We start from the raw sequence: 12,016 nt of genomic DNA, 5'->3' as shown, positions 1-12,016 counted from the left end.
CCTCCCCTCAAGCCGTCTTCAGCTGATCGCCGACCGGCAGCTTGCGCAGCCGCTTGCCGGTCGCCGCGAAGATCGCGTTCGACAATGCCGCGGCCGTCGCGGCCGTGCCCGGTTCGCCGATCCCGCCCGGCGCTTCGCCGCTTTTCACCAGATGCACCTCGATCGGCGGTGTCTCGTTGATCCGCAGCATCCGGTAATCGGTGAAATTGCTCTGCACGACACGGCCGTCCTCGATCGTGATCTCGCCGTACAGCGCGCCCGTGATCCCGAAGATGATGCCGCCCTGCACTTGCGCCTCGATCGTGTTCGGGTTGACGGACATGCCGCAATCGACCGCGCACACGACGCGCTTGACCTGCACCTCGCCGTTATCCACCGCGACGTCGACTACCATTGAGAAGAAAGTGCCGAATGCATACATCACAGACACGCCGCGCCCCTGCCCCTTCGGCAGCGACGGGCCCCAGCCGGCCGCCTTCGTCGCGACGTCGAGCACATTCAGCGCGCGCGGCGCCTTGCCGAGCAATGCACGGCGGTATTGCACGGGGTCGGTCTTGGTCTGCGCGGCCAGTTCGTCGATGAAGCTCTCGACGACGAACGTGCCCCGGGTCGGCCCGACGCCACGCCAGAACGCGGTCGGCACGTGGCGCGGCTCCTGGCGCACGTAGTCGACGAGCTGGTTCGGCAGGTCGTACGGCAGATCAGCCGAGACTTCGACCGCGTCAGGATCGATACCATTTCGGAACGCGGGCGGCGCGAAGCGCGCCATGAGCGACGAGCCGACGATCCGGTGCTGCCACGCGATCGGCTTGCCGTTCGCGTCGAGGCCGGCCGAAATCTTGTCGTAGTAGTACGGCCGATACATGTCGTGCTGGATGTCTTCCTCGCGCGTCCAGATCACCTTCACCGGCGCGTTGACCTGTTTTCCGACCTTCACGGCCTGGTCGATCATGTCCGTTTCGAGCCGCCGGCCGAAGCCGCCGCCGAGCAAGTGGTTGTGCACGACGATCTTGTCGGGCGACAGGCCCGTGAGTTGCTGCACGGTGTCAACCGCGCGCGTCGGCACCTGGGTGCCGACCCAGATCTCGCAGCCGTCGCCGCGCACGTGCACCGTGCAGTTCACCGGCTCCATCGTCGCGTGCGCGAGGAACGGCTGTTCGTAGACAGCGTCGACGCGCGTCTTCGCGTTTGCGAACGCGTGGCCGACATCGCCTTCCTTGCGCGCGACCGCGCCCTTGCCGCTCACCGCCGCCTGCGCGAGGTCGGCAACGATGTCCTTCGTGGACACCTTCGCGCCCGCGCCCTCGTTCCACTTCACGACGAGCGCCGATGCACCGCGCTTCGCGGCCCACGTGTGATCGCCGACCACCGCCACCGCGTTGTCGACGCGCACGACCTGGCGCACGCCGGGGATCTTCCTCGCGGCCGTGTCGTCGACGCTCGCGACCGTGCCGCCGAACACCGGGCTGTTCACGATCACCGCGTACAGCATGCCGGGCAGGCGCACGTCGAGCCCGAACTGCGCGGTGCCGTCGACCTTCTCCGGCGAATCGAGGCGCTTCGCGGGCGTACCGATCAGCTTGAAATCCGCCGGCTTCTTCAGCACGACGTCCTTCGGCACCGGCAGCTTCGCCGCGGCGTCGGCCAGCTGGCCGTACGATGCGCGCCGGCCGCTCGGCGGATGCTGCACTTCGCCGTTCACCGCACGGCAGGATGCCGGATCGACGCTCCATTGCTTCGCGGCCGCCGAGACCAGCAGCGTGCGCGCGGTCGCGCCCGCGCGGCGCATCGGTTCCCACGCGTAGCGCACCGACGTCGAGCCGCCGGTGAGCTGGCCGCCGAGCAGCGGATCCGTGAACAGTTTCTCGTTCGGCGGCGCATGATCGAGCGTCACGCTCGACAGCGGTACCTCGAGCTCCTCGGCGATCAGCATCGGCAGCGCCGTATAGACACCCTGCCCCATCTCGACCTTCGGCATCACCAGCGTGATCTTGCCGGCGCGGTCGATCTGCACGAACGCGCTCGGCGCGAACACGCCGGGCTGCGCCGGTTCGGCCGCGTCACCGCCGATCACCGAGCGCCGCGCATCGTCGCCTGCCGCCGGCAGGCTGAAACCGAGCAGCAGGCCACCCCCCGCCGCCGCGCCCAGCGACATGCCGAGCTTGAGGAACGAACGGCGCGATACGCCCGCGCCGGCGGCTTGTCCAGCGACCTTGCCTGCTTCGATCAGTCCTCGAGACATGTCACGCCTCCTTCGCGGCTTGCTTCACGGCCGCGCGAATCCGGTTGTACGTGCCGCAGCGGCAGATGTTGCCGGCCATCGCCGCGTCGATGTCGGCGTCGCTCGGGTTCGGGTTCGATGCGATCAGCGCGGTGGCGGCCATCACCTGCCCCGACTGGCAATAGCCGCACTGGACGACGTCGAGCTCGCGCCACGCCTGCTGGACCTTGTGGCCGGCCGGCGTCGCGCCGACGGCTTCGATCGTCGTGATCTTGCGGCCCGCGACGGCCGCGACCGGCAGCACGCACGAGCGCGCGGCGACGCCGTCGAGATGCACGGTGCACGCGCCGCATTGCGCGATCCCGCAGCCGAATTTCGTGCCGGTGAGGCCGACGACGTCGCGCAGCACCCAGAGCAAGGGCATATCGTCGGGGGCGTCGACCGTGCGGGTTTCGCCGTTGATGTTGAGGTTTACCATTCAGCCTCCAGGGCCGGTAATTGGGGAAGCGCCGCCGGCGCGCGCCTCTGTTGCTGCCACTGAGCGAGCCATCACTGCACGGCACGCTCCGAATAAGCCTGGTGTCCGCACTATATGTGCGTCAATACCACGACGCGCGACGCCACCGGCGAATATTTCGCGTATCACATACCCGGCGCGGACAGCCGCTGAAGCAGCAATGCCGGATCGCATCGATTCAGTCCGACATTGCCTGGCAAGCGCGTCCGCAGCGGTCAAGCAACCTCCGCGAGGGTGCGGACAATCTCATTGACGCTGCTCGCGCCGTCGACCATAACCACCCGCGATTGGCGCGAATATCATGCCGAAAATCCGCCACCGCCCATAGTCTCTACAACGACATTTACGGCTAGGATTTCGGACAAGCGGACGGGGCGCCCCCAACTTGGCCGACTCCGCTCGCTCCGCTTCTGGCCCGGTAACCTTGTCACACCGGGACTACATACCCACGTATAGTGGGACTCCCGCCTCGGACGTCGTACACTTTGCTCTCGAGTCAAGCAATGTTCCTCCCAGCGCGATCGACATCCGTATTTCGCACACTGTCCAGAATTCTCTTTCTACTTCAGCCATGCACGTGCGTTCAAATGATGATGGTAAGCAAGGCGATACCAACCCACTGTCCAGCCCGGTTGCGATTGGTGACACCGATTACCAACGGGAGCGATACCCATTACTCACCGAAGCGGAAATACACCGAATCACGCGATTCGGTGAAATCCGCGAGTGGAACGACGGCGATCAGATCTTCCGTGTGGGCGAGCCGGGCTTCGGTATGTTCGTCATCCTTTCGGGCTCGATTCGCGTCACTCGCCGGGATGCACTGAACCGACAGATTATTGTCAAAGAGCTGGGGGATCATCATTTCGTCGCCGAGGTTGGCCAGATATCAGGAGCGAGATGCCTAGTTGACGGCGATGCCGCAGGCAACGTCCGCGCACTTCAAGTTACACCGGCCAGGCTGCGGGCACTGATGATCGCAGAAGCAGAACTCGGCGAGCGCATCATGAGAGCCTTGATCCTGCGGCGAGCTGGACTCGTCGAAGGCGGCAGCGGCATCATCGTCGTCACGGAATCAAATTCGCCGATTCTCAATGCACTTCAGAACTTTCTCACACGGAACAGCATTCCCTACACCGTCGTCGATAGTTCGGATCTGGAGATTGCGCGCTACGTCAATCAATACCCCACCGATTCCGCAGACTATCCGCTCGTTATCTGCCCGGACGGAAAGGTTCTCTGCGCGCCAACCGAAACCGAACTGGCGACAGCGCTCGACCTCATTCCCGATTTTGATGAAGCCGAAGTGTTCGATGTCGCGATCGTCGGCTCGGGCCCTGCCGGCCTGGCCACTGCGGTGTATGCAGCATCGGAAGGCCTAGCTGCCGTCATTTTGGATAACCACGCACCAGGAGGACAGGCAGGCGCGAGCGCGCGCATCGAGAATTTCTTCGGTTTCCCGGCTGGTATATCAGGGTATGCACTGACCGCACGCGCATATATCCAGGCTCAGAAATTCGGTGCGCGCGTCGCGATCCCGGTGGATGTCGAAGCCCTGGAATGTGACACGTCTCCATTTCGCCTCCGGCTCGGTAATAACGGCACGGTGCGGGCCCATTCGGTCGTCATAGCTACAGGCGCGGCTTACCGCAAGCCTGCGATCGAAGGGATCGAACGTTTTCAGGGGCGAGGCGTGTATTACTGGGCCTCTCCGGTAGAAGCCAAACTATGCGCGGGGAAAAATGTCGTGCTTGTCGGCGCCGGAAACTCGGCCGGACAGGCCGCCGTCTATCTGGCATCGCATGCGAAACATGTCAGCATGCTTGTTCGGGGACCGAATCTATCCGACAGCATGTCGCGCTATCTCATCGATCGCATCGAATCGATGGACAACATCGACATTCACTTCAATACGCAGATTGCGTCGTTTCGCGGTGAGGATGAGCTGGAGGAAATCGAGATTGCCGGCTCCGACGGAAAGCGCACATCGAAGAAAGCGGAGCACGTCTTCCTGTTTATCGGGGCGATACCTAACACCTCGTGGCTTGACGGATGTGGGGTCACCGTCGACACATCCGGCTTTGTGCTAACGGGATCCGACGTTTCCGCACAGGCTGGAGAGCATGAAACCAGTGTCCGTGGCGTATTTTGTGCCGGAGACGTGCGGCATGATTCCACCAAGCGCGTGGCGGCCGCTGTCGGCGACGGAGCAGCGGTCGTCTCGCAGCTTCACAAGTTTCTTGCCAGCTTGACCGCATAAAACAGCGCCGATGACGGGTGCGGCAACGGTCATGCCACCATCACCTGAGACGGCGCCCCATGCAATCGGTCCGGCACTGCCTAGACACACGAATTGTCGGGCGTCATCATCATGCTCGAGCACCTTTCGCGCCCGTATTCCGGATAGATGACGGCAATGCAAGCAGTCGTCGTGGCCCGTTAACACATGACATTGACTATTGCAGATACGTTGACTTCGCAACGGGCTCAGCCGCCGATAAGGCACAACACATCGACTTCCGTCTTTCACGCTTTCCATGAAAGCAGAAGCGCAGTACCGTCCGACAAGAACACGTCACCCGGTCAGATTTCAAGCATCGCATGGAGAGCGGTCAGATCCAGTTCAACGTGCACGTCGGATTTCGCACGTCCGAAAACGAGGTGCTGTGCCCCTTCAGACTCCGCTGCAAACTGCGTGTTGCCGCGCGAAGCGTCCGTGCCCCAACACGACGGCAATGCGCGCGATTTTCCAATCTCCATCATTGATGGAGCAATCACATTCGCATTCCTCCAACGCAGCTGAATCTCGAGCCAGTCGATGAAAGCACGAATCGACCTCGGAATGTAGCGCTGGTCCACATAAAGGGCAAAGATCTGCAGCGATGTCGGACGATTTTCGGCTAAGAGGCTCACCAAACGTCCATTGGCTATTTCGTTCACTACCATTCGGCCGCACACCTGTGCGATTCCGATACCTTCAACAGCGTACTGAACTGCCGAACGCGCATCACTAACAGAGATCCGCTCGGGAAATTTCAAGCTCACCTCGCCTCCGTCCACGCAATATCTGAAGTCACGCACGGGGCCGAAACGGCGGGGGGAATAATGAATGATGTCGTGGCGATCCAAATCGCCAAGCTCATGCGGAACGCCGCGTCGGGACAGATAGGCCGGGCTCGCGACCGTCACTGCGTTGAAGTCGCCAATGCGTCGCCCGCGGAGCGACGAATCCGGCAGCGGCCCTACCGCGATCGCACAATCGATTCCGTGCTCGACCAGGCCGCCTGGATCGCCACCGATTTCTAGGCGAAGTTCCACTTCCGGAAATGTCAGGCGAAATTCCGGGATCAGCGGCAACACCGTATGAGCGATCTCCTGATCGATGTCCACCGACAAGCGGCCACGCGCCACATCCCGCGCGCCGGCGAGATGAGCCTTCACTTCTTCGATCTCGCCCAGCACCCGCTCGCAGTGCTCAAAATACTGCGCGCCCTCGGTAGTCAAGCGCACGCATCGCGTGGAGCGCTGCAACAAGGTCACGCCGAGATGATTCTCGAGATTGCGTACCAGGCGACTGGCCGTTCCGGCGCTGATGCCAAGCAGTTTTGCCGCTGCCGTGAAGCTTCCCACACGCACGATGTACGTGAAAATCGACATCGCCTGCAGTGTGATTTCCATGGTTTTCTCCGAACGAATTCTGAGGAATGGCAGTATCAAGCCCGTCAAAATCCAATCATCTCCTCACAATGCAATCGGTTTGGAATTTACGTCTGCTGATTCAATGACCGATGACCCATCTTGCTCACCCATCGGCATTTCGGGTCATCGGCAGATCCCGGGCCGAACTCGGTCATCGCCAGCATCCGGCCCAAGTTCTGCCTTACTTGCGTGTCGTGTTCTCGAAGAAAGCGAGCAGATCCGCATTGACCTGATCGGCGTGCGTGATCGCGATCCCGTGCGATCCGCCCGGATACACCTTCAGCGTCACATTCGGCGCAATCGCGGCCGTCCGGCGCGCCGACGCGTCGATCGGAACGATCTGGTCGTCGTCTCCGTGCAACACCAGTACCGGCACGTTGATCTTTCGAAGATCCTCGGTGTAATCCACTTCCGAGAACTCCCGGATACAGTCGAACTGGCCCTTGATCGAGCCCATCATGCCCTGCGACCAGAACGAATCTATCGTCCCCTGCGAAACCGTCGCACCCTCACGATTGAAGTTGTGGAACGGCACCGCCAGATCCCTGTAAAACTGCGAGCGGTTCTTCAAAACACCTTCGCGAATACCGTCGAACACTTCCATCGGCAAGCCGCCCGGGTTCGCTTCCGTCTTCAGCATGATCGGCGGTACCGCACCGATCAGCACCACTTTCGCCACACGTGCCGTGCCGTGACGGCCGATGTAGTGCGCCACCTCGCCGCCACCCGTGGAATGGCCCACCAGCATCGCACCGCGCACGTCAAGGTGATCGAGCAGCGCAGCCAAATCGTCCGCATAGGTATCCATATCATTGCCGTCCCACGGCTGCGCCGAGCGACCATGCCCTCGACGGTCGTGCGCAATGACCCGGTAGCCGCGACGGCCGAAGAACAGCATTTGCGCATCCCATGCATCCGAAGTCAGCGGCCAGCCGTGCGAGAAAACAACGGGCGTGCCATGGCCCCAGTCCTTGTAGAAAATTTCGGTATCGTCACCCGACTTAAAGTAACTCATTGCGCAACTCCAAACTTGTCTTGAATTGAATACATGTTCGGCGTATCGGCGGACGGCGCGTAACGGCATCGGACCATGACACGCCATCCGACCGTACTTCCGTTAATTGTGCTTGATATCGAAACGATCGGCGTTCATCACCTTCGTCCACGCGGCAACGAAGTCACGCACGAACTTCTGCTGCGAATCCTCGCTGCCGTACACTTCCGACAGCGCGCGCAGTTGCGAATGCGAACCGAACACTAGGTCGACACGCGAGGCCAGCCACTTGAGCTCGCCCGTCGCACGATCCCGACCTTCATAGGCTTCGTTGGCCTCCGAGGTCGGCTTCCACTCCGTGCCCATGTCGAGCAGATTGCGGAAAAAGTCGTTGGTCAGCACTTCGCGACGGTCCGTGAACACGCCGTGCTTCGAATCGCCCACGTTCGTGCCGAGCACGCGCAGGCCACCGATCAGCACCGTCATCTCCGGCGCCGATAGCGAAAGCAGTTGCGCCTTGTCGATCAGCAACTTCTCTGCCGGGATCGTATAAGCACCTTTCAGGTAGTTGCGGAAGCCGTCAGCGATCGGCTCGAGAACCGCCATCGAATCGACATCCGTCTGCTCGGCGCTTGCGTCGCCGCGCCCCGGCGTGAACGGCACCGTGATCTCGACCCCGGCTGCTGCTGCGGCCTGCTCGACACCCGCATTCCCCGCGATCACGATCAGGTCGGCCAGCGAAACCTGCTTGCCGCCCGTGGCCGCACGGTTGAATTCCACCTGCAGCGCGCCCAGCACCTCCAGCACCGTGGCCAGTTGCGCCGGCTGGTTCACTTCCCAGTCCTTCTGTGGCGCGAGACGCACACGCGCGCCGTTCGCTCCGCCGCGCTTGTCCGAACCGCGGAACGTCGAAGCCGACGCCCACGCAGTGGAGACCAGTTCTGAGACCGACAGACCCGATGCGAGCACCTTGGCTTTCAGCGCGCTCACATCCTGTTCGTCTACCTGGGGATGATCCGGCATCGGAATCGGATCCTGCCACAGCAATTCCTCGCTGGGCACTTCCGGACCCAGATAACGCACGCGCGGCCCCATGTCACGGTGCGTCAGCTTGAACCACGCGCGCGCGAATGCCTCGGCGAACTCGTTCGGATTCTCGAAGAAGCGGCGCGAGATCTTCTCGTAAGTCGGGTCGGCACGCAGCGCAATATCCGAGGTCAGCATCGTCGGTACACGGCGTTTGCCCGGTTCAAACGGATCCGGCACACTGTCCGCACCGGCGCCGCCCTTCGGCTGCCACTGATGCGCGCCAGCCGGACTCTTCGTTAGCTCCCAGTCGTAGCCGAATAGATTCCAGAAGAAATTGTTGCTCCACTGCGTCGGCGTCGACGTCCAGATCACCTCGAGGCCGCTGCCGATCGCATCGCCCGCCTTGCCTGACCCGAACGAACTCTTCCAGCCCAGCCCCATCTGTTCGAGCGGTGCCGCTTCGGGCTCAGGCCCGACGTGCGACGCATCACCCGCACCGTGGGTCTTGCCGAACGTGTGGCCGCCCGCGATCAGGGCGACGGTTTCCTCATCGTTCATCGCCATGCGTGCGAAGGTCTCACGGATGTCGCGCGCCGACGCCAACGGGTCGGGGTTGCCGTTCGGGCCTTCCGGGTTCACATAGATCAGCCCCATCTGCACTGCCGCCAGCGGCGTCTCGAGCTGACGATCGCCGCTGTAGCGCTTGTCGTCCAGCCAGGTCGATTCCATGCCCCAGTAAACGTCCTCGTCCGGCTCCCACGAGTCTTCCCGGCCGCCCGCGAAGCCGAACGTCTTGAAGCCCATCGATTCCAGCGCCACGTTGCCAGTCAGTACGATCAGGTCCGCCCACGAAATCTTGCGTCCGTATTTCTGCTTGACCGGCCAGATCAATCGCCGGGCCTTGTCCAGCCCGACGTTGTCTGGCCAACTATTCAGTGGTGCGAATCGCTGTTGACCTCGCCCTGCACCACCGCGGCCATCCCCCGTCCGGTATGTGCCGGCACTATGCCACGCCATGCGCACGAAAAACGGCCCGTAGTGACCGAAGTCCGCCGGCCACCAGTCCTGCGATGCCGTCATCAGCGCGCGCAGGTCGGCCTTGACCGCCGCCAGATCCAGACTATTGAATGCTTCAGCATAATCAAAGCCCGGATCCATCGGATCCGCCTCGCTCGAATGCTGGTGCAAAATCTTGAGGTTCAACTGGTTCGGCCACCAGTCGCGGTTCGTCGTCCCGTTACGCTTTCCATGGTTAAACGGGCACTTTCCCTCATTCGACATCTGGATTCTCCTCGTGTTGCAAATACGCAATCTTCAGTAAATCAACGTATATCCGAGCGTTCACTGATCCCGGAACTCTTCACTGCAAATCCGCAAAGTCAAAAAAATGGCGGAACACCTTCCGTAACGATCTTCCAGACGGCTTTGTTGCTCGAGACCATCTTGAGCGCACGCCCGGCGTTCTCGGTGACCTCACTTGCATTCTTACTCATGGTCGTCCCGAACCTGCTCGCATCGATCAGATGCGGAACATCGATCGCGCGAATTTAAACTCCCAATTCGGCGAGAGCAAATAGGCTTCAGTAGCATGACGTCCAGTCGAGCCGGCTGGCCTATCGACACGAGTTGCCTTCCTGGCTTCAATCGCCCGTGGCACGTCGACGCACAAACGTTTCCGTACGGGACAACACGCCCCGTCGGACGAGCTATATCGCTCCCTACCGATTCAAAGGAGTTCGATGTTCTCCAGATCAATTGATACGACCAGTGGTTCGGAAATCGAAGTACCGTCAGGCATGCGCGGATAAATCCGACGACGCATCGGAACTCGGATGCCGGAGACGGTCACATAGTCGCTCACGTAGTGCGCGCCAGGCGTGTTTCCGGCAATCTCTACGTCATAATCCAAACGGCGAATCAAGTTGTCGGGCCCGACATACATTGCCTGCACCTTGCTGAATACTTCGAGCGTCGCGGGGTACACTACATGGATCTTCCGCCACCGTTCACCTTGCTCCGACCACGGTCCGACGTCTTCACATTCGACACCATCGAAAGCAAGCAGGAACGGAGAATTCAGATACGTCCACATCGCACATCCGGCAAAAAAGGCCAACTGCAACGCATTCCACGGCGTCTCCAGCGTGTGGCCAGCGAACAATTCGCGCGGCTGCGCCTGGGCTTCAATGACGCGCCCCGAGTCGTCGAGGAGCGCAATGCGATCACCAGTGAACTCGCTTCGCGCGGCCACCGTCGCGAACGGTGCATGCGATGCCCACTGGCGATCCGTTGCAACCGAGACACGCGTGCGATCCAGCACGCCGCTCTGCCCTTTCAATCCCCACAGCGCGCCGCCCTGAATCAGATCGGCTCGGACCTCCCGAAATTTCCGCCATTGCTCGATCCCGCCATGCGCATCGATAATGCTTTGAGCGACCTTATTCATTTCTTCACCCCAAAGTTTAAATGGTTCATAGACAGAATCGTTCAGAACTTCACATCAATTCAAAAACTGATATCACACCAATCCATGCCAAATCCAGTTTGAGCGCCTCGATAAACGGACAAATCATCAAAAAAAGCAAATAGGTCACGGAAGAGTACGACATTCGATATAGAAAATGCGCATCTAAATACAATAAATCAGATACGCTCTATTAGATATTTCCACCCATAAACAAATTAGACAATATAATTCTCCAGCAAATCCAACACACGGATGATCTAATATTGTTGTTCACGATTTGCAACGCAGACAGACTGTGAGCCTGCGATCTCAGTCGTGCGATTGATTGATCCTGATCAGCAGTTCATTCGCCTGCACGTCGACGCATCGAAACTGCATTCAGGGGCCAGTAGGTGCTTGATACCGATACGTGACTGCCTCGGCAAGCGAACGATGAGGTAGCCACTTGCCCCCCCATTCTCGGCCATGCGTACGAACTCTCTGCACGCCTTCACTACGGACCTTCATCCCCGTACTGACGACCGCCGGATCAATCGGCTCGGTGCTTTGAAAAAGCTTCTGTTGAACCTCGTTCTTTTGCGACCAACAGCAGAGCACCGTGTAGCTCGGCCCGGGCAGGGTGATAGAGAAATCCAGATCACGAAGACTCCGCGCGGAACCCTGCAAAACACTCAGCGGCAAGCCGAGCACGGCCTTCAGACCAGACAATGCCCCAATAGGGGCATCGTCGCGCAGGCGTGAGCAATCACGCTTCAGTTCGGCATCGGCCGCACTCGCAATGGCGATTTCGTCGTCTCGCATCGTACCGATATCTCTGTTGATCAGTCCGGCGTTGCAGCCCACTCGGTTCCCGGCGCGATATCGCACCCTTGAATCTCGCGTATTGCTTGCGTGCCTGCTCATCTTTCTGACAAAAAAATCGATAACTTATGAAAGAGCACGAACTGTTGTCACGCGGTTCATGGTGCACCGTCGCACGTAACCTTCTTCATGCCCAACCTGACTGATGCTGCATTGCCGCGGCTCCTATGATCAACGCTGCTTACCAATTCTCAAAGGACATTTATGAGTATGATTTGAGACAAATCA

8 protein-coding genes are annotated in these 12,016 nt (G+C 60.5%); 1 reads left to right on the top strand and 7 read right to left on the bottom strand.

What is annotated here, in order from left to right; all coding sequences use genetic code 11:
- Positions 1–7 precede the first annotated feature (7 nt).
- Positions 8–2,242, bottom strand: coding sequence for a xanthine dehydrogenase family protein molybdopterin-binding subunit (locus PQB87_RS20185; RefSeq protein ID WP_011546996.1), 2,235 nt, complete (start codon positions 2,240–2,242; stop codon positions 8–10).
- 1 nt (position 2,243) lies between these two features.
- Positions 2,244–2,699, bottom strand: a complete 456-nt coding sequence (locus PQB87_RS20180) for a (2Fe-2S)-binding protein (protein WP_011546995.1) — start codon at positions 2,697–2,699, stop codon at positions 2,244–2,246.
- 610 nt (positions 2,700–3,309) lie between these two features.
- Here PQB87_RS20180 and PQB87_RS20175 point away from each other — a divergent pair.
- Positions 3,310–4,998, top strand: coding sequence for an FAD-dependent oxidoreductase (locus PQB87_RS20175; protein ID WP_011546994.1), 1,689 nt, complete (start codon positions 3,310–3,312; stop codon positions 4,996–4,998).
- Positions 4,999–5,321: 323 nt separating this feature from the next.
- Here the strand turns inward: PQB87_RS20175 and PQB87_RS20170 are convergent, their stop codons facing one another.
- The 5 genes from PQB87_RS20170 to PQB87_RS20150 form a co-directional block, all read right to left on the bottom strand.
- Positions 5,322–6,416, bottom strand: coding sequence for a LysR family transcriptional regulator (locus PQB87_RS20170; protein ID WP_011546993.1), 1,095 nt, complete (start codon positions 6,414–6,416; stop codon positions 5,322–5,324).
- A 202-nt stretch (positions 6,417–6,618) separates the two neighbouring features.
- A complete protein-coding gene (locus PQB87_RS20165) occupies positions 6,619–7,452 on the bottom strand; it encodes an alpha/beta fold hydrolase (protein ID WP_011546992.1) in 834 nt (277 codons plus the stop codon).
- A 102-nt stretch (positions 7,453–7,554) separates the two neighbouring features.
- The gene (katG, locus tag PQB87_RS20160) at positions 7,555–9,741 is read right to left on the bottom strand and encodes a catalase/peroxidase HPI (protein ID WP_011546991.1); all 2,187 of its coding nucleotides are present in this window, start codon (positions 9,739–9,741) and stop codon (positions 7,555–7,557) included.
- Between the two features lie 445 nt (positions 9,742–10,186).
- Positions 10,187–10,906 (bottom strand): hypothetical protein, encoded by a 720-nt coding sequence (locus tag PQB87_RS20155; protein WP_011546990.1) that lies wholly within the window; start codon positions 10,904–10,906, stop codon positions 10,187–10,189.
- Positions 10,907–11,305: 399 nt separating this feature from the next.
- On the bottom strand, positions 11,306–11,728 hold the full coding sequence (locus tag PQB87_RS20150) for a transposase (protein ID WP_175813825.1): 423 nt from the start codon (positions 11,726–11,728) through the stop codon (positions 11,306–11,308).
- Positions 11,729–12,016: the final 288 nt, after the last annotated feature.

It is taken from the genome of Burkholderia sp. KL41, assembly GCF_057005415.2.
This window is presented reverse-complemented; position numbering and strand designations above follow the sequence as displayed.